Origin of the sequence: Aeribacillus sp. FSL K6-1121 (assembly GCF_038003725.1) — a bacterium.
Classification (GTDB): Bacteria; Bacillota; Bacilli; order Bacillales; family Aeribacillaceae; genus Aeribacillus; species Aeribacillus composti.
This window is the reverse complement of the sequence record NZ_JBBOPS010000001.1, coordinates 597,568-617,350: the sequence shown is the minus strand read 5'-3', so window position 1 is coordinate 617,350 and position 19,783 is coordinate 597,568. Positions and strand designations below refer to the sequence as shown.

At 39.1% G+C, this 19,783-nt stretch carries 19 protein-coding genes and 1 pseudogene; 7 read left to right on the top strand and 13 right to left on the bottom strand.

The annotated features are described in order from the left end of the window. The first annotated feature begins 48 nt into the window (after window positions 1-48). Entirely contained in the window at window positions 49-951 is a 903-nt protein-coding gene (locus NSQ61_RS03195; protein WP_063388144.1) for a LysR family transcriptional regulator, read from the top strand. A gap of 194 nt (window positions 952-1,145) precedes the next feature. Here the strand turns inward: NSQ61_RS03195 and NSQ61_RS03190 are convergent, their stop codons facing one another. Continuing rightward, window positions 1,146-2,267: a tripeptidase T gene (locus NSQ61_RS03190; RefSeq protein WP_339196787.1), complete on the bottom strand. Its 1,122-nt coding sequence runs from the start codon at window positions 2,265-2,267 to the stop codon at window positions 1,146-1,148. A gap of 150 nt (window positions 2,268-2,417) precedes the next feature. On the opposite strand from NSQ61_RS03190, the gene prli42 reads away from it, so the two are divergent. Further along, on the top strand, window positions 2,418-2,513 hold the full coding sequence (gene prli42 / locus NSQ61_RS03185; protein WP_153028099.1) for a stressosome-associated protein Prli42: 96 nt from the start codon (window positions 2,418-2,420) through the stop codon (window positions 2,511-2,513). A 425-nt stretch (window positions 2,514-2,938) separates the two neighbouring features. Here prli42 and NSQ61_RS03180 read toward each other — a convergent pair whose 3' ends face one another. The 6 genes from NSQ61_RS03180 to lpdA all read right to left on the bottom strand — a co-directional run bounded on the left by NSQ61_RS03180 (window position 2,939) and on the right by lpdA (window position 9,247). Then, entirely contained in the window at window positions 2,939-3,916 is a 978-nt protein-coding gene (locus tag NSQ61_RS03180) for an aromatic acid exporter family protein (protein ID WP_339196790.1), read from the bottom strand. A 77-nt stretch (window positions 3,917-3,993) separates the two neighbouring features. Continuing rightward, the gene (locus NSQ61_RS03175; RefSeq protein ID WP_063388141.1) at window positions 3,994-4,431 is read right to left on the bottom strand and encodes a BrxA/BrxB family bacilliredoxin; all 438 of its coding nucleotides are present in this window, start codon (window positions 4,429-4,431) and stop codon (window positions 3,994-3,996) included. Window positions 4,432-4,552: 121 nt separating this feature from the next. After that, on the bottom strand, window positions 4,553-5,788 hold the full coding sequence (locus NSQ61_RS03170; protein WP_311066310.1) for a dihydrolipoamide acetyltransferase family protein: 1,236 nt from the start codon (window positions 5,786-5,788) through the stop codon (window positions 4,553-4,555). Between the two features lie 30 nt (window positions 5,789-5,818). Then, window positions 5,819-6,802 carry an alpha-ketoacid dehydrogenase subunit beta gene (locus tag NSQ61_RS03165; protein ID WP_063388139.1) on the bottom strand — a complete coding sequence of 328 codons (984 nt, stop codon included), beginning with the start codon at window positions 6,800-6,802 and terminating at the stop codon, window positions 5,819-5,821. 13 nt (window positions 6,803-6,815) lie between these two features. Then, entirely contained in the window at window positions 6,816-7,808 is a 993-nt protein-coding gene (locus NSQ61_RS03160) for a thiamine pyrophosphate-dependent dehydrogenase E1 component subunit alpha (RefSeq protein ID WP_340787819.1), read from the bottom strand. 17 nt (window positions 7,809-7,825) lie between these two features. Beyond that, the gene (gene lpdA / locus NSQ61_RS03155; RefSeq protein WP_340806002.1) at window positions 7,826-9,247 is read right to left on the bottom strand and encodes a dihydrolipoyl dehydrogenase; all 1,422 of its coding nucleotides are present in this window, start codon (window positions 9,245-9,247) and stop codon (window positions 7,826-7,828) included. A 212-nt stretch (window positions 9,248-9,459) separates the two neighbouring features. Between lpdA and NSQ61_RS03150 the strand changes: the two genes are divergently transcribed. Beyond that, window positions 9,460-9,708: a DUF2627 domain-containing protein gene (locus tag NSQ61_RS03150; protein WP_340787823.1), complete on the top strand. Its 249-nt coding sequence runs from the start codon at window positions 9,460-9,462 to the stop codon at window positions 9,706-9,708. A 19-nt stretch (window positions 9,709-9,727) separates the two neighbouring features. Here NSQ61_RS03150 and NSQ61_RS03145 read toward each other — a convergent pair. Beyond that, a pseudogene (locus tag NSQ61_RS03145) lies at window positions 9,728-9,817 on the bottom strand (sporulation initiation factor Spo0A C-terminal domain-containing protein); the annotation flags it as partial. 121 nt (window positions 9,818-9,938) lie between these two features. Here NSQ61_RS03145 and NSQ61_RS03140 point away from each other — a divergent pair. The 3 genes from NSQ61_RS03140 to NSQ61_RS03130 all read left to right on the top strand — a co-directional run bounded on the left by NSQ61_RS03140 (window position 9,939) and on the right by NSQ61_RS03130 (window position 12,082). Continuing rightward, window positions 9,939-10,973 carry a tyrosine-type recombinase/integrase gene (locus tag NSQ61_RS03140; protein WP_340806000.1) on the top strand — a complete coding sequence of 345 codons (1,035 nt, stop codon included), beginning with the start codon at window positions 9,939-9,941 and terminating at the stop codon, window positions 10,971-10,973. Window positions 10,974-11,121: 148 nt separating this feature from the next. After that, window positions 11,122-11,568, top strand: a complete 447-nt coding sequence (locus NSQ61_RS03135; RefSeq protein ID WP_340805998.1) for a hypothetical protein — start codon at window positions 11,122-11,124, stop codon at window positions 11,566-11,568. Window positions 11,569-11,635: 67 nt separating this feature from the next. Beyond that, on the top strand, window positions 11,636-12,082 hold the full coding sequence (locus NSQ61_RS03130) for a helix-turn-helix domain-containing protein (RefSeq protein WP_340805996.1): 447 nt from the start codon (window positions 11,636-11,638) through the stop codon (window positions 12,080-12,082). A gap of 32 nt (window positions 12,083-12,114) precedes the next feature. Here the strand turns inward: NSQ61_RS03130 and NSQ61_RS03125 are convergent, their stop codons facing one another. The 4 genes from NSQ61_RS03125 to NSQ61_RS03110 form a co-directional block, all read right to left on the bottom strand. Beyond that, window positions 12,115-12,981: a peptidoglycan recognition protein family protein gene (locus NSQ61_RS03125; protein WP_340805994.1), complete on the bottom strand. Its 867-nt coding sequence runs from the start codon at window positions 12,979-12,981 to the stop codon at window positions 12,115-12,117. Beyond that, a complete protein-coding gene (locus NSQ61_RS03120) occupies window positions 12,981-13,391 on the bottom strand; it encodes a phage holin family protein (RefSeq protein WP_340805992.1) in 411 nt (136 codons plus the stop codon). The genes NSQ61_RS03125 and NSQ61_RS03120 overlap by 1 nt, the downstream gene beginning before the upstream one ends. 2 nt (window positions 13,392-13,393) lie before the next feature. Further along, on the bottom strand, window positions 13,394-13,603 hold the full coding sequence (locus NSQ61_RS03115) for a hypothetical protein (RefSeq protein WP_340805990.1): 210 nt from the start codon (window positions 13,601-13,603) through the stop codon (window positions 13,394-13,396). 120 nt (window positions 13,604-13,723) lie between these two features. Further along, a complete protein-coding gene (locus NSQ61_RS03110; RefSeq protein ID WP_340805988.1) occupies window positions 13,724-16,009 on the bottom strand; it encodes a phage tail protein in 2,286 nt (761 codons plus the stop codon). A 294-nt stretch (window positions 16,010-16,303) separates the two neighbouring features. On the opposite strand from NSQ61_RS03110, the gene NSQ61_RS03105 reads away from it, so the two are divergent. Next, entirely contained in the window at window positions 16,304-17,620 is a 1,317-nt protein-coding gene (locus tag NSQ61_RS03105; RefSeq protein WP_340805986.1) for a hypothetical protein, read from the top strand. Here NSQ61_RS03105 and NSQ61_RS03100 read toward each other — a convergent pair. Continuing rightward, a complete protein-coding gene (locus NSQ61_RS03100) occupies window positions 17,543-19,780 on the bottom strand; it encodes a hypothetical protein (RefSeq protein ID WP_340805983.1) in 2,238 nt (745 codons plus the stop codon). The genes NSQ61_RS03105 and NSQ61_RS03100 overlap by 78 nt on opposite strands. Between the last annotated feature and the right edge of the window lie 3 nt (window positions 19,781-19,783).

Sequence of the window (19,783 nt, the reverse complement as noted above, 5' to 3'; positions counted from 1 at the left end):
AGATAATAATAATCTCATTTTGATATAAATTGCTTGGGGGTGAGTCAAATGGAACTGAGACAGCTTATATATTTTTGGGAGGTTGCAAAGCGGGAGCATGTTTCAGAAGCTGCTGAAGCCCTTCATGTCGCACAGTCGGCTATCAGCAGGCAAATAGCAAATTTAGAGGCGGAGCTCGGAGTGGAGCTTTTTGAAAGGGAAGGAAGGAATGTTAAGCTTACTCCAATTGGACGTCATTTTTTGCCCCATGTCGAGACGGCTTTAAAAGCGATCGAACACGCCAAACAGCAAATTGAAGAATTTTTGGATCCGGAAAGAGGAACAGTTAAAATCGGCTTTCCGACCAGCTTGGCAAGCCATACAATGCCGACTGTTATTTCCGCTTTTAAAGCAAAACACCCGAACGTTTCCTTTCATTTGCGACAAGGTTCTTATAAATATTTAATTGAAGCCGTCAAAAAAAGAGAAATCGATTTAGCTTTTCTCGGTCCTATTCCGACGGATGACAACGATGTGAAAGGGGATATTTTATTTACGGAATCCTTTGCAGCCCTTTTGCCGCACAATCATCCGCTTGCGCACAAAAAAAGCTTAGTGCTGACGGAATTGCGTAATGAACCGTTTGTGACGTTTCCAGAAGGTTATATTTTGCATAAAATCGTGCATGAAGCGTGTCAACAGGCTGGATTTTCCCCAATTATTTCATCGGAAGGGGAAGATTTAGATGCCATCAAAGGGCTCGTATCGGCAGAAATTGGCGTAACATTGCTGCCTGAAAGCACTTTTTATGAAACAATGCCTCGTTTTACGGTAAAAATTCCGATTGAAATGCCTCGTGTAAGCAGAAATGTCGGCATTATTATATCGAAAAATTACGAGCTGGCCCCGTCCGTTAAAGTGTTTTATCAATTTGCAAAAGAGTTTTTCTCAGTACTAGAAAAATATCAATAAAAAAGATGCTCTTCCAACACGACGCTGGAAGAGCGGAACGGCTGTCAATTCTTATTATAGAAGCCGGAGGTTGTAAAAACTATCAGAGGTCTTGCAGATGTTTTAGAGCTGTCAATTCTTATTATGAAGCCTAAGGCCTGGCACATCGGATCGTTTGCTGAGTGACAAGCTTCCGGCTTCAAATTTTCAAAGCTCTATTGGTTTGCTACCTCTTTTATAATGGCGACAACTAATTCTGCTGTTTTGACAAGCTCCTCGATCGGCATTTTTTCATTTGTTGTATGAATTTCCTCATAACCAACAGCAAGATTAACAGTCGGAATGCCGAAGCCAGCGATAATATTCGCATCGCTTCCGCCCCCGCTTTTTAACAATCTGCTCTCTCTGCCGATTGTTTTGATAGCTTTTTTAGCAATTTGAACGACCTTATCTTCATCGGTAAACGTAAATCCGGGATACATTACGTTAATATCCACTTCTGCTTTTGCTCCCATTTCGGCAGCTGCTGTTTCAAAAGCTTCCTTCATTTTTTGTACTTGCTGCTCCAATTTTTCAGGTACAAGTGAACGCGCTTCAGCTAAAATTTCAACGCGGTCGCATACGATATTTGTTTGCGTTCCCCCTTCAAAACGGCCGATATTTGCCGTTGTTTCTTCATCGATTCGGCCTAAAGGCATATTGGCAACTGCTTTTGCTGCAACCGTAATAGCGGAAATTCCTTTTTCTGGCGCAACCCCGGCATGAGCGGTTTTTCCGTGAATCGTCGCTTTAATTTTTGCATGTGTCGGCGCCGAAACAATAATGTCTCCAACTTTTCCGTCACTGTCCAATGCATACCCGTATTGCGCGGTAATCAGTTTTGAATCAAGCGCTTTTGCCCCAATTAAACCTGATTCTTCTCCAACCGTAATGACAAACTCGATTTTCCCGTGAGGAATGTTATTTTCTTTTAATACACGCACCGCTTCCAGCATTGCGGCAAGGCCCGCTTTATCATCAGCGCCTAAAATCGTTGTTCCGTCCGTCACAATATATCCGTTTTGTATAGAAGGTTTTACCCCTTTTCCAGGTACGACCGTATCCATATGAGAGGTAAAATAAATCGTATCAACGCCTTCTTTCGTCGCCTCTAGCGTACAAATTAAATTTCCTGCTCCATGTCCTGTTTTTTCAATTGATTCGTCTTCTATTACTTGTAGTCCAAGCTCGGTAAATTTTTGCTTTAATACATTTGCTATTTCCCGTTCAAATTTTGTTTCTGAATCAATTTTCACGAGTTCTAAAAATTCATTCACTAGCCGGTTTTCCTGAACCATTTTGTCTTTCCTCCTAATTATGTATTCATGTTTAGTGTAACCGATTTTGATTCCGCTTGTGAAATCAAAAAGAAGCTGTCGATGAAGGTTGTCCCCTCTAAAAAATCGTTGTACAATGTTTTATAAATCATGTATATGGAGGGAATCATGATGACAAGCAAAAAAATGCAAAAGTGGGTTGTTTATATTATGTTAGGTTCATTGCTGATCACCTCAATTTTAACAGGCATCACTATGTGGCTTTAAAAATTCAACATGCACTTTTTACACCACATAGGCTGTTTGGTGAAAAACAATTTCTTTCAAATCGGTGCTTCCTCCTCTCGATTGCTCGTCCTCATACTACCTTTTGTTACATATTTTCCGATAAAGTCCATGAATTCCGCACATTCATTTTCGCAAAATCAATCTCGTCCGCTGCGGACTTTTGGCATCGTTGCCGAGAATTTTTTTACAGATCACGCTGATTTATTCCATAGCTGTTCACGAATATTTTCAGATCATGCGAACCGATATGGTGAACATTCTTAGCCGATTTTTTTCAGCAGACACGGTCCATTCTTCTGTTTGTATTTTGAAAAGTGCAGCTCGTAAAGGCGTTTCTTCTAAACATATGTATGAAAAAAGCATTGACACGATCTCTCGTTTTATTGTGCTCAATGACAAGAGCTTCATCCTTTTCCTTTTTTGGCGTCGGCAAGACCTTTAAACTGGCTTTTAATAATTAAATATTGCTCCATTTCATATAAAAAATGATAAAGCCTTGCTCTCGTTTCAAATTCCTTTCTTGTTTTCGGAAGCGGTGCCCTTTCCATCTCTTTTTTGATGTCATCTAGCTTTTTTAAAAATTTCTTTGCTGTATTTCCGGAATGAATGTTGTCTTTTAACTCTTCAATAAACTGTGCAATAAGGTGCGCTTGTTCTACGTTTGCGGTGATCATCGTGAACGTCGGCAGCACTCGTTCAATGATTTCTAATTGTTTTTCTCTCATTTTAAAATATGCATAATATTGGTCTTCATGTCTTAGCAAACGATTTTCTACATTTCGGAGCGCCAATCCTTTCCCTTTTTCAATGAGATCGGCTGTCTCAGGAATTTCTTTTCCATCCCACGTATAGTCGCCTTCTCTTAAAAAAGCTACAATTTTTTCAAAAATAACCGCAAAGTTTTTTTCTACTTCTTTTCGATAAACATTAAGGTCATTTTCCAGGCTCGGCATATACAGATTCATTAAGAGCGCTACTCCGATCCCTGTCACAATAATCAAAAGTTCGTTTTGAACAATATCCAGCGTTATTTGACCTGCTTCATATAAGTGCAAAATAATAACAGAGCTCGTTACAATGCCTTCTGTCGTTTTAAAAAGCACCATTGTCGGTATGAAAAAAAGCAACAGAAATCCAATGACAATTGGATGGTAACCAAAAATTTCAAAAAAAAGAAAAGAAAACATCATTCCCGTTATACAAGCAAAAAACCTGGACCAAGCGCTTTTCAATGATTTCTTTTTTGTTACTTGAATACAAAGAATCGCGATGATGCCGGTGGAAACAAAATGGTTTAAATCCATCAGCTGTGCTAAAAATATCGCTAGAGGAGCACCTATCGCTGTTTTTAACGTACGATAACCGATTTTAAATTTTCTCATTACTCATCACCATCATTTTCCTATTCTCTTTTCGAAATAAAAAAGGCGCCACATCTAAAAATGGCAGCCTTTTCTTTTTATACTTCGTCACAATATTGCTCGAATGCCTCTTGTAATTTTTGGACAACAGACATCGGCTCATGTCCTTCGATTTCATGGCGTTCAATCATGGTAACGAGCTTTCCATCCTTGAGCAGCGCAAAAGATGGAGAAGACGGCGGATAACCGGTAAAATAAGATCTAGCTCGTTCCGTAGCTTCTTTATCTTGACCTGCAAATACAGTCACTAATTGATCAGGACGTTTATCATAATGAAGCGCATGATATGCAGCCGGTCTTGCGATTCCGCCTGCACAGCCGCAAACAGAATTAACCATTACTAAAGTGGTTCCTTTTTTCGTTAAAGCTTCATCCACTTCTTCCGGTGTTTTCAATTCCGTATAGCCAGCGGCGACGATTTCCTCACGCGCTTGGCGAACTATGTCGTTCATGAAGAAATTAAAATCGATGCTCATTCATTCGCACCCCTTTCCCTTTTTTCACCATTATATTGTTATCTTACAATAACAGCAATCTTTGAAGCAAATGTTAACCAATTCAATTCTGCTTAAGCATTATTTCTAATAACTCAAAGGACTAATATACGGATGTCGTTTCTTTCGAAATACCTTCTAATATTTGTTTTACTCTTTGCAAAAATCTTCCGCATACTACCCCATCTAATACTCTATGATCGAGAGAAAGGCAGAGATTCACCATATCGCGCACGGCGATCATTCCGTTTTTCATGACAACTAATCTTTTCACAATCGTTTCTACTTGCAGCAAAGCCGCTTGTGGATAGTTAATAATTCCCATTGATTGAATAGAGCCGAATGAACCTGTGTTGTTAACGGTAAATGTGCCGCCTTCCATTTCCTTCGCTTCAATCGTTCCCGTTCTAACCTTTAAAGCAAGCTCGTTAATTTCTCGAGCAATTCCTTTAATGGATTTTTCATCAGCATGTTTAATAACTGGTACATAAAGCGCATCATCTGTTGCAACAGCGATCGAAATATTAATGTCTTTCTTTTGAATAATTTTATCCCCCGCCCAAGTCGAATTCATTTGCGGATATTCTTTCAACGCTTCTGCAACGCTTTTCACAAAAAACGGGAAAAATGTTAAAGGAAAACCTTCTTTTGCTTTAAATTCTTCCTTGATCGAATTTCTTAATTCAACTAACCCAGTTACATCGACCTCAATCATCATCCAAGCATGGGGAATTTCTGTTTTGCTTCGCGCCATATTTTGAGCAATGGCTTTGCGCACCCCAGAAACAGGAATTTCAGTATCACCGGCTGTTTTAGGTGATTTATAGGATTTCGTTTCTTGGATCAAGGAGCCCTTTTTCGGTATATTACCTGCTTCAATCAGTTTCAACACATCTTTTCGGGTAATTCTTCCGAAAGCTCCCGTTCCGTTGACTTTTTCTAAATCAATATCATGTTCTTGAGCTAGCCGGAGCACTGCCGGAGAATACCTGTTTTTCATAGTCTTCTTTTCCGTTTCTTCTTTTTCAGCCGGCTGATGGTCATTAGCATAAAGACTGTCTTTTGGCTGAATGTTTTTTTCTTGTTCAACCGCCACAGCCTCCACTTCAATTCTGCAAATAACTTCGCCAACTTGGAGAGTATCTCCCTCCTCAGCTACAAGCTCTTTAATTACACCTGTATATGATGAAGGAACTTCTGCATTTACTTTATCCGTCATAACTTCTGCAATGGGATCATATTTGTTGACCTTATCGCCGATGGAGACGAGCCACTTGCTGATTGTTCCTTCTGTCACGCTTTCTCCTAATTGAGGCATTTTCATTTCTTCGATTAGCACGTTGATTCCTCCTTGAGATTAGGGTCAACTTTAAAACTCTGCCAATTCTCTCATCGCTTTTTCAATTTTTTCTGCATTCATCATAAAAAATTTTTCCATTGTCGGTGCAAATGGCATTGCAGGTACATCCGGGCCTGCAAGCCGTTTAATTGGTGCATCAAGATCAAACAAACAATGCTCTGCAATAATGGCGGATACCTCGCTCATTACACTGCCTTCTTTATTATCCTCAGTCACGAGAAGCACCTTGCCGGTTTTTGAAGCGGCCTCAATAATAGCCTCCTGATCAAGCGGATATACCGTTCTTAAATCTAAAAGGTGGACAGAAATTCCATCTTTTTCTAATCGTTCAGCTGCCTGCAGAGCAAAATGAACGCACAATCCATATGTAATAACGGTAATGTCATCCCCTTCCAGCTTGACATCCGCCTTTCCAATCGGCAAAACATAATCATCTGCCGGAACTTCCCCTTTAATGAGCCTGTATGCCCGCTTATGTTCAAAAAATAAGACAGGATCATCATCGCGTATCGCTGCTTTTAATAATCCTTTTACGTCATACGGCGTAGAAGGTATGACAATTTTCAAACCAGGCTGGTTGGCAAATACCGCCTCAACAGACTGAGAATGGTATAAAGCACCGTGCACTCCTCCGCCAAACGGCGCCCGAATCGTAATCGGACAGTTCCAGTCATTGTTGGAGCGATACCGTATTTTCGCTGCTTCTGAAATAATTTGATTGACAGCCGGCATAATAAAATCAGCAAATTGTATTTCACAAACAGGGCGCATTCCGTACATGGCCGCTCCTATTCCAACGCCAGCGATAGCAGATTCAGCAAGGGGAGCATCGATTACCCTCTCTTCTCCAAACTGTTCATATAACCCTTGAGTCGCTTTAAAAACTCCTCCTTTTTTCCCGACATCTTCTCCTAGTAGAAATACTTTTTCATCTCGCTCCATTTCCTCACGAAGTGCAGCTGTAACTGCTTCGATATATGACATAATTGGCATCTTTTTTCCTCCTTCAGTTTCCATACACATGTTTCAGTGCATGTTCCGGAGCCGCATAAGGCGCATTTTCTGCATAATCAGTTGCTTCATCGATTACGCTTGCAATTTTCGTCTGCATATTTTGTTCCAATTCCTCTGTTAACAATCCAATTTCTTTTAAATAGGATGCAAACGTATAAATCGGATCTTTTTTCTTAGCTTCTTCGATTTCTTCTTTTGTCCGGTAGCTCCGATCATCATCATCGCTCGAATGGGGTGTAAGGCGGTGCACAAGCGTTTCAACCAATGTCGGTCCCTCTCCTCGGACAGCTCTTTCTCTCGCTTCCTTCACAACTTTATACACTTCAAGAGGATCGTTTCCATCTACAGTCACCCCGTGCATGCCGTACCCTGCTGCTCTGTCTGACACTTTTTCGCAAGCTAATTGCTTTTGAATCGGAACGCTGATGGCGTATTGGTTATTTTCACACATCAAAATGACAGGTAATTTATGTACTCCAGCAAAATTCGCCCCTTCATGAAAATCTCCTTGGTTCGAAGATCCTTCCCCAAAGGAAACAAATGTGACAAAATCCTTTTTATCGATTTTTCCTGCTAAGGCGATTCCAGCTGCATGAGGAACTTGAGTTGTAACAGGGGATGAACCAGTTACAATCCGATTTTTCTTTTGGCCGAAATGTCCCGGCATTTGCCTGCCCCCGGAATTCGGGTCTTCCGCTTTTGCAAATGCTGACAGCATTAATTCTTTCACGGTCATTCCAAAGTGCAGGACAATGCCTAGATCACGGTAGTAAGGCAAAATATAATCCTTTGTTTTGTCCAAGGCAAAGGCTGCACCAACTTGAGCGCCTTCATGCCCTTGACATGAGATGACAAATGGGATTTTTCCTGCTCGGTTTAAAAGCCACATCCGTTCGTCCACTTTTCTTGCAAGAAGCATCGTTTCATACATGTTTAATACGTCCTGATCCGTTAAACCTAAAGACTGATGACGATTTTTGGGCATGACAAGACCTCCCTAGCTTATATATGTATTGCTTTGCCATTTACCGCAAGAGCCGCTTCCATTATCCCTTCTGACAATGTTGGATGGGCATGAATCGTACGGGAGAGTTCCCAAGAGCTTGCATCGAGAAAGCTTGCTAAACTTCCTTCAGAAATCAGCTCTGTTGCATTTGGTCCGATAATATGAATTCCTAAAAGATCATCGGTCTTTTCATCTGCGACAATTTTGACAAACCCTTGCGGTTCTCCATAAATGAGCGCTTTTCCAACTCCTTGAAAAGGAAATTTTCCGATTTTGACGGTATAGCCTTTTTCCCTCGCTTCTTGTTCTGTTAAACCGATACTTGCAGCTGCAGGATTCGAATAAATACATTTAGGGACTTTTTTGTAGTCAATTGGCAAAACATTCTCTCCTGCAATATGTTCTACGGCGCGTATTCCTTCTTGCGATGCGACATGGGCAAGCTGAAGACCGCCGATGACATCACCGACTGCATAGATGTTTGATTCCTTTGTTTGATAAAACTCGTTTGTCACAATATAGCCATTATGGATTTCAATTTCGGTATTTTCCAATCCAATTCCTTCTGTGTTCCCTTTTCTCCCTATTGACAACAGCAGTTTTTCACTGTGCAAACTGATTTCTTGTCCATCCTGTTCGATGAACACTGTGATTCCGTTTTGTATTTCTGTTTTTTCAGGCAAAATCGATATATTCGTAAAAATGCGGACTCCTTTTTTCCTCATTAGCCGTTCCATTTCTTTACTTATTTCAATATCTTCTGACGGCAAAATTCGATCCGCCATTTCAAGGATCGTGACTTCAACTCCGAAATCAGAGAGCATAGATGCCCATTCCATTCCAATCACTCCGCCGCCCACAATGATCATAGATGAAGGAAGGCGTTGTAATTGCAATGCTTCATCTGACGTCAAAATAGTCTCGCCGTCAATCGTTAATCCAGGCAATTCACGAGGGCGCGATCCAGTTGCAATAATAACGTATTTCGGAAGTAAAATTTGGTTTTCCTCCCCGTTTTCCATCTCTACAGAAACTGTTCCCGGCTGCGGAGAAAAGATGGACGCACCTAAAATTCGTCCGATGCCATGAAACACATCGATCTTTCCCTTTTTGACTAATTGCCTGACCCCTTGATAAAGTTGAGAAACTATCTTTTCCTTCCGCTCCTGCACTTTATCAAAATTGACTTGAACATTGGACAGCTCGATTCCAAAGTCGCTGCTTTTTTTTGATTGAGCAAAAATTTCAGCGCTTCGCAATAAAACTTTGCTCGGGATGCAGCCCGAATGCAAACAGGTCCCCCCAAGCTTTGATTTTTCTACAATAGCTGTTTTCATACCGAGCTGGGATGCCCGGATCGCTGCGACATATCCTGCTGTTCCTCCTCCTAAAATCACTACATCATATTCCTTGGCCATGAAACTCTCCTTCCTTTAATCTCTTCTATGTATGCTAAAAAACCGATTTTTAAAAATATTTATATAGAAAAGACGTCTGCTATTTGTCCATTCACCATTAATAAAATGGCATACCTTCATCATAACATGTTTATTTGTATTGACAAATTGTTAGATGACCGTAAAAATGAAATTGATCCGTACTATTTTAACAGAAAGGGATATAAAGTCAAATGATAAGGCTTATTGCATTGATGATTATGGTGATTCCAGGGATTCTGGCGGTTTACGGAATTAAATTAATGCGTGATATGCTTTTTGGCATTTTACAGCCCCCGTTTCCTTATTTATGGCTGCAATTTTTAATGGGTTTATTATTTTTCCTAGCAGGATTGTTCTTTATAGGAGGATTTATTTTGCATAGAGATAGAAAACGCAATCGAGTTCAGCCGCGTTTTCAGAAAAAAAGTAACCGCCGTTAGGCTCAGCGGTTACTTTTTTTCAGGAGGCCTTATGCTCCAATCTCAATTTATCTGCCACCATTGCGATGAATTCTGAGTTCGTCGGTTTGGCTTTTGACATGCTGACTGTGTTTTGGCGCGGTTTATCGCGGTTTGAATTTGTCGCAATTCCAACAAACTCCCGTCATTCCGCCGACAATTTGTCGTACTTATTATACGACAATTCATTGCTATGAATAAGGAGGGTGATTATGGAAAAGTTCGACTTTAGTCGACGAAAATCGACCGAAACCCGGCGGCAATTCAATCTCGAACAAACCATCGAAAAATTCCTTGACGCAAAACGGTTACAACGTCGAAGCGAAAAGACAATTAAATCGTACAAACAAACGCTATATCATTTCGCTAAGTTTTGCGCCGATCACGGGCTGAATGGCGTCGAGTACGATTGTGTCAAACATTATATCAAGTATATGACGTTTGAAAAGGTAAAATGGGATGATCATCCAACGAGCCATTCTGACGAAATCGGCGTGTCGTCTCGTACAATCAACAACATCATTCGCAACATACGAATATTCTACAATTGGGCGGAACAAGAAAAGCTGTCTTACATCAACCCTGCGGCACATGTTGAGTATCAAAAAGAAAACGAAGAAAGTTTTGACGTATTTACAGACGAAGAAGTCAAGGCGTTGTTGGACGCGCCAAACAAGCGAACTTACACAGGTTTTCGCGACTATGTCATGATGTTGGTGCTCGTAGATACGGGCGTAAGGGTTGGTGAATTAACGACCTTAAAACGGTGTGATGTTGACTTATTATATCGCCAAATCATACTGCCTGCGGAAATAACTAAAGCACGGCGGGCGCGTGTTGTGCCAATCAGTCCAACAACCGCCAAAGCACTCGGAGATTTATTTGACATGATTGGCGCCGATGACAGTCAGTCGGACGAGTATATATTTTTGACGCAGTTCGGCGAGCGTTACTACGGTGACACTTTCGCAAAAATGTTGAAAAAGTATGCGAAAAAGTCGGGATATCCGATTAAAGCCCGGGTTAGTCCACACACATTTCGACACTACTTTGCGATCAAATTTTTGCGTAATGGCGGCGATCCGTTCGCGCTCATGAAAATACTCGGACACACGGATATGGCGATGACACAACGCTATGTGCGATATGCAAAAAGTGAAGTTATGGATATTCACGAAAAAGCATCACCAGTGGAGGCTATTATATCAACAAGAAACAAGCGCAAAGGGAGTATAAAATTTAAGTAGGATAGTATAAGCATTCAGGAGGGTATATCTCTCCTCTTTTTTTATGCAAAAAATTTTAAAAAAGGTATTGACTTAATGCGTTATCGCACTTATAATAAAATTAGAAAATGCGATAACGCATTAAAATAAAAAAAAGGAGGAAGTAACGATGCAAAACGTAATGACGCTTGCTTGGGAGATTGCTCGGAAAGGACAAAAAAAGTTTGGAGGGAAAGTGAAAGAGTACATCGCTGAAGCTTTGCGTCAAGCGTGGCGCATCGTGAAAAAAGCTATGAAAAAAGACATGACAACACCTGAAAAATTTGGATTTATGGAGCTGCAAAGAAAAAACGGGGTTATCTTTTTCATTGTCGACCATGTTGACGGTATGACCGTCACCCTTCTTGACCGAAACCCATACAACGGTCAAGTGAACAAATTAGTCATCAACGACTACAAACTAGGCACAAACAAAAAATCCGGAAAAGAAGCGCGTTTGTATGATGTCGCTATCAACGCTGGCGACATCGAGATAAAATTAGGGAACGACGTTATGGTCATCCCTAACAGCCTGAACAGAGATCAATTTAAAACAAAAAAGAGATGGGAGAAATAAAAAAAACGGTATCCGGGGAGAAGTTTTTCCCTCCCCGCTGCCTTAAAACGAAAAAGGAGGAATAAAAATGAATCGAGATATCAAATTCGGAAGATTATTAGCGATAGCAAACATTTTGAGTGAAAAGGTGTTTGAAGAAGGAAAACAGTCTGTAGTACAAAAATATATGTCTCGATACAGCCAAAAGCCGGAGAAAACTTTTCAAAAAATCCATGAGGAATTGCTAGAATATACCCCGAAATTTGGACAAGATGAAATGGTTTTGCTGGATATGTTCGGCGAAATACTTGCCGATATGGACGAATCTGAGTTTACGAATGAGCCCCTCACGCCGAAATACTTGCATGCTTTTCATTCACAACAACACCGACTGTCAAACCTTATAGGCGTTGAGGAAGCTGCAAAAATCCTGGGGCTTTCCCCAGGAACGATTAAAAACAAATGTGCTGCCGGTGAGTTACCGGCAGTAAAGATAGGTAAAACGTGGGTTATGGATAAAACTTTACTTGATTAAGCACGACCGAAAGGCCGTGCTTGTTTTATGCATTAAAATGTACCTTCATTCAACCTTCTCTGTAATTCTTTCACCACAAGCGATGTCGGCCGACTAATTTTTCCATCTACCGGAGTTCCCAAGTACTGTTGTAATTTTCGCACTGTCTCCGAACCCAATTTCCCGTCAACCTTAGCTCCAATCTTTTTCTGCAATGCTCGAATTACCATGCTGCCCTTGTTGCCGAAAGTAATACCGGAATAAATAGCTTTTGTTATATCGTTTTTTGGCTGGCTGCTAATAACTCCGTCTACTACTGTTCCTAACGCTTTTTGTAGTGCTTTTGTAGTTTCACTTCCCCATTTTCCGTCAACTACAAGATTCGCTTTATTTTTTGTTTGTGCGGGCTTAACTTCTTTTTTCGGTGTATCAACCTTTTTACCAACAACCATATTTAAAAAGTCATTCCACATAATACCTTTTGAACCAGATCTCAAGTTGCGTGGGCAGTTTTTTCCACTCCAATGGTTGTGCTGAACCACATTCGATAGTGGAATATTTTCTTGTTCCATAATCATTCTTGTTAGTTCTGCCGCATTTTCAACAGCTTTATTAAAATTGCCATCGCTATTGACACATATTTCAATATGAATAGAGTTATAGTTTCCGTCGCCTTTCCCGTCACCAGCAGCCCAACAGCGCACCGTATGCGGAAAAGATTGTATGGCTTCTTTGTCATCAACTGTCCAATGCCAAGAAGCTGATCTTGAATTTCCCCTCGACTGCAAGTTTGCATGTGCTTGAGCATTTGCGCCCTTATTAGTATTGTCTGTTTCATGAATGGTTATATATTTACGTCCATTTATGCCGTCATAGGTATTCTTACGGCTTGAGACCAGCTGTTTTTTGATTTTCACCATTATTTACCCTCTCCTTCTCTTTCACTTTTTTCATTCAAAATATCAATAGCTTTTTTGAGCGCTCCCGGAATCGGAACACCGATTCTACCGGCGTTTTCGAGTATAGACAGCGCTTCGTTTGCCAAAAAGAAAAAGATTGTAGCATCACGTAAAATATGGCCGTCATAACCGAGCGCAACGTCCATCATGTGGGCAACAGCAACAACAAAAAAGACCGCCACTTTTTTGGCGATCCCCCTCATACCATTACTGCTGTTCAATTTTCCTTCGATCCCCGCCGCAACGAATCCTGACACATAATCTAGTATGACAAAAGCTAATAGAATACTAAGCAAATTACTCCATCCCCCAAACGCAAATGAGATAACTGCTCCGAATATAGCTGAAATATATTTAATGACGTTTTCCACGCTTATTCTCCTTTCATCTCTAACTCTTCCACTTTTCTTTTTAGTTCTGCAATTTCTTTTTCTCTTTCCTGCAAATCTTTCTTCATCTGTTCGTTTTCTTGAAATAATTCAGTAATTTTTGAATCCCTTTCCGCAATTTTCATGTTTGCTTCTGCTAGTTGGTTTTGGTACGAAAAAATAATATATTCGGCGTTATGATTCGCTTTTTCCATCCTTATCCCTCTCTCAATATTATTTTAATTTTTTGGTGCTTCCGCTTGTTTATGTCGTTTTTCTTCATCCAAGACGATTGAAATAGGTTTTTGTTCTTTTACGTTCACGACAACTACCTCCTATGCACTCGGTTCATAAATAATAATAAGTTGCAATTGAATTTGCGTTGTGCTCGGTGTATCAGAAGCGTCGTTTTTCGCAACATACACGTCAAAACCTGTACTAGAGATGTTATATGCTCTTGCATTGTAATATATTGAATAGCTACCCATCGGTTGTACAAAAACAGCAAAAATATTTTCAGCGCCGTTCATATTATAACGCCCAGATTGATACCGCACATTTGGGTCAACATTAAAATTCCAAATATCGACGAATAACAAAGCGTTTCCGTTCAACGAACCTCTTATATTGCTAACATTAGAATCAATACCGATGCCTAGTGAATTGTAATAATATCCGTTCTTATATTTTAGGTATGATTGGCTAGGAAGCCACGCTTCATCAGTATAAATACCTGCGTAAGATTTCCCATTACTTCCTTTGTCTATAATAAGATGTTGATTTAAACCGCCACTACCGTCATATTGCCAAACTTCGAAGCCGAAACGTTTATTCGCCCCTCCCGGAGATTCTGTACCGCGACCAGTGTAAACAAAAACACCGCCCCAATAAGTACTGTTATAATAATTATTTTCTATCGAAATTTTAGACGTTTGATAATTATACGCCCCTGACCTAACAGAATGTAAATCAAGCCTTCCGATTGTTTTCTCGTCACGACCTTCGCCGTACAAATAAGTCCTAGACTCGGAAAAATTAATTTCAAAAAAACTCTTAGCGTTTGTATCGCTTTCCCCATATCCAACATAAAAGTAATCCTTGTATCCAACAATACCGAATCCTCTTGCATTAGTATTATCATCCTTCCAAGACGAACTTAACGTTGCGACGACTCCGTAGTCGGGAGACGGCGATGCATCTCCCGGATCATAAAAATAAATCTCATAGTTATGGATTTTAACCATGTCTCGATTATTAATTTTGCTAACCAATGACCCGGATTCAATCTTTACGGAATTTCCTTGCCCGTCATCAGATATCACCGTAATTCCTCGCAATGTTCCAGCAGTAATTACGTCCGCCACGATTCCAGAACCCGTCATTGCTGTGCGGAACGTCTGTCCTCCATCGTCAGAAATACCGATTCCGGCTGCGTTAAACACGACAATTTTGTTCGGGTCATTTTTATCAACCGCCATAAGTCCGCCATTTGGCGGCACTTTCAATTCGCTCATTACGCCTTGCAGTTCTTTTGTCGCTTTAATGACCGCATTATCAAGTACGGAAAACGGTATCTTTGTACGACCTTCCATAATTTCGTTTACACGTTCAACTGCCGTCTGTATGTTCGATTGATAACGTTTAGTAATAGACGGCGTGCCGAACGTTAGTTTTAAGTCAATGATGTTGCCTTGCCAATCCTTTGTGATCGAAATTTGAACGACACGAACTTCCGTGTCAAGACCAATTCGTTCATCAATTAAGAAAACTCGATCACCTAATTCCGGCTGCGCCAACGCATAACCCTGCCGTCTTAAGTCGTGAATATCGGCTGAAACGCTAATTTTCAACGATTCGTCAACAAGCGTTTTAAGTTGTTCGTCCATCGTCTCGACTTGCGTAATGCGACCGTCCATAATCGGCGGTGCTTCACGGATGCCGATTCCGGGAATTTGCGCAAGTGGAGACGTATACTCACGAATCAAATTTGCCCACTGCCAACCGTCTTCGTCAGAATAGTCGCCGTATCCTTTCGCATATGTGTAAAACTCGCTTGCATCGTTTTCCTGTACGATATTTGAAGCGTTTAGGCGGTGTCGGTACATAAAACCCGTGTCGCGACCGATTTGTGATTCCAAATAGACGGTATTTCCGACAATACGAAACTCGCATTTATAGCGTTCAAGACCTTTTTTAAACGCTGATAAACGTGTTTCTCCGCCGCCCAACCCTTCCCATTCTACAGCTTCAAATGAATCGACAAGAATGAAATCAAAGCCGGTATTGGCGAAAACAAGCGAGAAAAACTCGCGTGCCGTCATGTGTTCGTTGTATTCCGTGTAAATACGCATTGTATCAAATTTGTCGAAAAATAAAGGAATCGCCTTGACTTCGACTGTCAGACGATTCCCTTTTCCTTGCTTTTTTGCGTATATGATTTTATGAGTAACTCCGTCGTGGTCAATGATTTCCCACATGCGGTCGATATTGTCGATAAAAAGATCGTTTACTTTGTTTGCGACAAATATTGCCGAAAGCGATTGGTTGCCGTTGAGTTCCAACTCTTTTGTTGACGTTGCTTGAGCTGGATATTCGTTTCCTTCCAAATCTCTTACGTACATAGATTCACCTCCAAAGAAACGGAATTGAACGACTTTTATATGAGACGGCATGTGCGTTTTTGTAGATGGCGACAAGGTTCATTTTTCTTGTCGAAAATTTTTAACAATATACAACACCTTCGCAAAATAATTATTTACATCACACAGTTTTCTGATTTTTAGTTAAAAGCGTCATTTTATTCGTTTATCATCTTATTGTGAGGTATGTTTTATATATGCACTAGATTTTGTAAAATGATGTATTTTAATATCAGCTCATCAATTGTATAATAATTTATTAGGAGGTGGATAATCATGGTAAATAAATCAAGAGACAACGTTTCAATTCTAGTAAAATTACTCCTGTTGACTATGTGTTGTACATCTTTCTTAATTTTTCCTTCTATTCAAGGGACAACGCTAGCTTACTTATTGACTTTTTCAATGCTTATAACTTGTCTTTTCATTAATAAAAGGAAATCAAAAATGTTTTACTTTGATATTGTTAAATTTTTGTTTTTTTACTTATTTTTAACTATGTTATCTCAAATAGCACTATCATTTTCTAGTTTTACTTCTTTTCATGTTTCTGAAGCAACCTTCATCGATTCTAATGATTCAAGTGTATTATTTAGAAAATCTTTTTTCACTCAATCCTTATATTTGTTAGTAGCGATTATTTTCTTTTATTTCACAAAAAATTTTTATAGTAAAAGTTGGGATAAATACTTTCTTACTGGTGCTGCTTTTCTTTCTTTATATGGACTGTACGAATTTGTTTATTTTTTATTTACGCACCAAAACGGCGATTTTATTTCAAACAGAATGTTTGATGGCAGTCATTCAGGAAGTTTAGTTCAATGGTTTACTATAGAATCATTTGTTGTGCAAAGGGTTAAAAGCCTTACTGGTGAACCTTCAATGTTTGCATTAACGATCATCCCATTTTTTTATTATGCCTATTATACTAAACGTTATAAGCTATCAATGCTCTTTGGTTTAGCAGCCGTTTTAACCTTTTCATCTACAGCTTATTTAGGTCTGGCAATATTTTTTGTTGCAAAAATTATTAAGTTCTACAAAAATATAATCTTATTATATTGCGCATCACTATTGTGCATGATATTAGGGCTGATCGTTGGTTTCGAAAAAATATGGAAAATTATTTATGACGCTGTTTTCAAAAAATTATTAACTGATAGTCAATCCACCGTCATTAGATCATTTAACTTTGGAAGGCACATGGATTTTTATTCAAACCTTCCGTTTTTTAATAAACTTTTTGGTGTTGGTTTTGGTACTGTTCGATCAACCGATTTATTTAGTACCCTGTTAATTAACGTTGGAATAATCGGATTAATTATATTCATATTCTTATTTTTATATCCAGTCTTTAAATTAAAAAACATAAATAACGAAATAAGAGCGATTAAACTTTCACTTATATTTGTCTATATAGCAATGATGATAGCTGTTCCTGAATTCTCTTATCTATCATCGTGGTTGTTTTTAGGTATATCGTATTATTATATAAAGGAGGCGAAAGCCTCCTTATTAAGTACTCATCTGTTTTGTTATTTTCAAGCGAACAGTTACAGCAGTAGGTATATAACTTCCGTCCTTCGATTTTAAGGTGAATATGCAATAATCCTTACCTGGAAGTTTAGGTATTATTTCTATGTTAGGACGATTTACAACGAATCCTTCAGCGTAAAGGATGTCATATGTTGCTGACTCTTTATACGTATACGTGAAATCATATTCGGTTGAATTTGTAGGAATATCTATAACATCAATAAACGCAAATTCATATGACAGAGCATCTGAACAGAAATTTGTTACACTACCTTTATTGTTCCATATATTTTTATCGTAATAATCTGTGTCGAGTTTTGTTAATATGTTTTTATCCACTTCCATAAAGAACAGCGAAGCTCCTGTCCAGCCTTGTTCATCTCTATAATACATTACACCGAATTTGCTGTCACTTAAAGGTACTAATGTTGTATACCCTCCTGTACCTGTTTTTTCATCTAAAACAACTGTTTTAATTTGAGTGGCTCTTATTGCATTCATAAACTTATTAGGTTTTCGAATACACCCAAAAACCGGTTTTCTATCAGATGCTGATTTATAATAACTAGCAGTAAAGTATAAATCTTCATCTGATTTGTTGTATTGCATTAGGCAAGGTGCATGTAATGTTAAAGTTGTATGTCGTTGTGGCGTACCCCAACCTGTTTGACCTTCTAAATCCTGTGTAAGAACTAATGAAAACCCGACTTTATTACGGATCATTGCAATCAAGTAATTACGCCAGTAACCTAACGTAGTCTCTGTACATTCTTCTCCACCAATACTTGCAATAGTTATTCTTGTAAAGCCTTGCGGATTATTTGGGTTATTGCTATTACTGCGATAAAGTACAGATTGATAAACAGGAGTTAATCCTGAATTTTGCGTTGTATATCCTGCTTTTAACAAATAGCCGTTTGGTGTTTGAATCATGTTACCCCAAGAAAAAACATTATCCCCTTCTGATATGGTTATTCTTGAACTTCTAACCATATTCCATTCATACACATAATAGTAATTGTTGTAGTTAACCTCATCGGCTGTTGCTGCAAAACTTAAAAACATTTTTAACCCATCTTTACTTACAGATAAATTCGGATCTCTAGGTTCATAATCGGTTTCAATAATTTCATCAACAACTTTAAAATTTAAAGTATTTGGTTCACGCTCTAATAACACTAATTTTCCCCATTTTGTAGGGTCTGACGGCGTATGATGACCTGCACCTTGTCTAAAAACATAATATTCTTTCCCTTGAAAACGCACTCCACTAGAGAAAGCATTATATATGGAATTACTACGTCCATCAAAAATACGATTGGGTTTGCTTAAGGAAATAGCATTAATCACGGATAAAGCCTTATCATAAGCACCTTTTGTATAAGTTCCTCGTTTTTTTTCCCTTAATACTATATCCGTTAGCACTATTTCTTCTCCCGATAAATTATCCACCTGTACAACTTTTATTTGAGTTACAACAGTATCGTTTGTTTGAAACTCATATTCAATATTCGTTTCGCCACTTATCATATAATTAGGGCTAACAAAAACGCCATCAGGATAGCTTTGAAATCTAATTCGTTTTCCGTTTGCATTAGCTTTTACAGATAAAATATAAGTTGTATTTGTTTTTAACGTTAAATCTCTAATGGTAGTAACTGATGCATTGATTCCGTCAAAATAGATTCCGAATTTGCTGACCCCAAAATCAATATTTTCTTTTAAATGGTCAGCAGGAATATTGTCTTTTGAAACTAAATTATCTTGACTTATTAAATTAGATAAAATTCCAATTTTATCGTCGACATCGTTCAATCTATCCCGCAAAACTGGAAATGTCGTCCCATCCGCTTTTGTTCTCGCTTGTTCGATCTCTTGTTTATTTTCATCAATTTCAGCACTTAACCTAGTATCTATTTCATTCACCGGCCCTGCATCAATTTGCTGTATTTCTCCCCAAATATCATTATAGAAACGATAAACTTTACCGGTATCTCTAACGAAAACCGTATGACCTACTTCTGGATTGGGGTAGGTCGTTGTAATATCCGTAAAAGTGTTAACGGGCTCAAGCCATATCAACTTTGCGCTGTCAATAACTGCTTGCGTCGCTTCTTCAATTGCTCTGTCTTGTACATCATACAATTCTTTGAAATTTTCGTTTATATTGTTGCGGTTTTCACGATCCCAACTCGTTCCGATCTCTCTTCGTGCCATTGA

Bases quoted from the DNA above. Each gene is read 5' to 3' on its own strand.
- NSQ61_RS03195 (WP_063388144.1), top strand. From the start codon at position 49: ATGGAACTGAGACAGCTTATATATTTTTGGGAGGTTGCAAAGCGGGAG.
- NSQ61_RS03190 (WP_339196787.1), bottom strand. From the start codon at position 2,267: ATGGTTCAGGAAAACCGGCTAGTGAATGAATTTTTAGAACTCGTGAAA.
- prli42 (WP_153028099.1), top strand. From the start codon at position 2,418: ATGACAAGCAAAAAAATGCAAAAGTGGGTTGTTTATATTATGTTAGGT.
- NSQ61_RS03180 (WP_339196790.1), bottom strand. From the start codon at position 3,916: ATGAGAAAATTTAAAATCGGTTATCGTACGTTAAAAACAGCGATAGGT.
- NSQ61_RS03175 (WP_063388141.1), bottom strand. From the start codon at position 4,431: ATGAGCATCGATTTTAATTTCTTCATGAACGACATAGTTCGCCAAGCG.
- NSQ61_RS03165 (WP_063388139.1), bottom strand. From the start codon at position 6,802: ATGCCAATTATGTCATATATCGAAGCAGTTACAGCTGCACTTCGTGAG.
- NSQ61_RS03160 (WP_340787819.1), bottom strand. From the start codon at position 7,808: ATGCCCAAAAATCGTCATCAGTCTTTAGGTTTAACGGATCAGGACGTA.
- lpdA (WP_340806002.1), bottom strand. From the start codon at position 9,247: ATGGCCAAGGAATATGATGTAGTGATTTTAGGAGGAGGAACAGCAGGA.
- NSQ61_RS03150 (WP_340787823.1), top strand. From the start codon at position 9,460: ATGATAAGGCTTATTGCATTGATGATTATGGTGATTCCAGGGATTCTG.
- NSQ61_RS03140 (WP_340806000.1), top strand. From the start codon at position 9,939: ATGGAAAAGTTCGACTTTAGTCGACGAAAATCGACCGAAACCCGGCGG.
- NSQ61_RS03135 (WP_340805998.1), top strand. From the start codon at position 11,122: ATGCAAAACGTAATGACGCTTGCTTGGGAGATTGCTCGGAAAGGACAA.
- NSQ61_RS03130 (WP_340805996.1), top strand. From the start codon at position 11,636: ATGAATCGAGATATCAAATTCGGAAGATTATTAGCGATAGCAAACATT.
- NSQ61_RS03125 (WP_340805994.1), bottom strand. From the start codon at position 12,981: ATGGTGAAAATCAAAAAACAGCTGGTCTCAAGCCGTAAGAATACCTAT.
- NSQ61_RS03115 (WP_340805990.1), bottom strand. From the start codon at position 13,603: ATGGAAAAAGCGAATCATAACGCCGAATATATTATTTTTTCGTACCAA.
- NSQ61_RS03110 (WP_340805988.1), bottom strand. From the start codon at position 16,009: ATGTACGTAAGAGATTTGGAAGGAAACGAATATCCAGCTCAAGCAACG.
- NSQ61_RS03105 (WP_340805986.1), top strand. From the start codon at position 16,304: ATGGTAAATAAATCAAGAGACAACGTTTCAATTCTAGTAAAATTACTC.
- NSQ61_RS03100 (WP_340805983.1), bottom strand. From the start codon at position 19,780: ATGGCACGAAGAGAGATCGGAACGAGTTGGGATCGTGAAAACCGCAAC.